Raw genomic sequence first — 917 nt, forward strand, 5'->3', positions numbered from 1 at the left:
ATCCTCAAAGTCGCGCTCGATCTTCAGGAGCAGTGGCGCCAAGGCGGCTGGGTTCCCACGCTGCCCAATGAATCCCCGCCCATCGCCGACACTGCACAATGGCGTGCCAAACTGCGTGATGTGAGGAGAGGGGGCACTACGTACTGGCAAGCCGGTGATCAGTACCAGATCATGATGATGGTGCATCGATTCAAGGACTATAGGCATCCCACGCAAGAGCGGTACTTGATCACCTTGAGTATTGGTGAACCATGGGTGAAACCTTGAGCCTGGCAGGACCCGTAGGCCCGAAACGGTGGGCCTGGGGCTTGGTATTGCTCGGGCTGTTGGTCTGGTGGATCGAAGCACAATCGGAAAAAGAAATCGCGCTGCTAATTGATGAGCCCTGGGAGGACATGCGCCACCGATCCAGTGCGTCTATCGGTCCCGCTATCGCTGGACGTTTGGTTCAATGTCCCCGCTACGGATGCCCGTTTACGCTTCGTTCATCCGCAGTATGGGTTTACCACGCCACTGGCGCGCTATTTCACCGTTAGCTTTAGCCGTGATGAGTTGGTGCATGGCGTCCGCATGTCTCCACAAGTGGAACCGCTGTTGCAGGATGACACGCTCAAAGTTGCGCTCGACTTGCAGGACCAATGGCGGCAAAGCGGCTGGGTGCCCACACTGCCTCATCAGTTCCCCCCGATTGCCGACACACCGCAATTACGTGTTGATTTGCGCGAGGAAAGCAGAGTCGTAAAAACCTATTGGCAGGCCGGTGATCTGTATCAGGTGAGGTTGGAGATTAATCGGTTCGAGGACTATAAGCGCCCCTCAGAGGAGCGATATCTGATCTTGCTGGACATTGCCAAACCATGGGTGAAACCTTGAGCCTGGCAGGACCCGTAGGCCCGAAACGGTGGGCCTGGGGCTTG

At 56.7% G+C, this 917-nt stretch carries 1 protein-coding gene and 1 pseudogene; both read left to right on the forward strand.

Annotated features, from left to right (window positions below; all coding sequences use genetic code 11):
* Positions 1 to 267: pseudogene (locus tag NR126_RS28375) on the forward strand (hypothetical protein); the annotation flags it as partial.
* Between the two features lie 303 nt (positions 268 to 570).
* Complete coding sequence (locus NR126_RS28790) at positions 571 to 873, forward strand: hypothetical protein (protein WP_306219057.1); 303 nt, start codon at positions 571 to 573, stop codon at positions 871 to 873.
* The last annotated feature ends 44 nt before the right edge of the window (positions 874 to 917 follow it).

Origin of the sequence: Pseudomonas sp. Pse1 (assembly GCF_024519635.1) — a bacterium.
In the GTDB taxonomy this organism is placed as follows: domain Bacteria; phylum Pseudomonadota; class Gammaproteobacteria; order Pseudomonadales; family Pseudomonadaceae; genus Aquipseudomonas.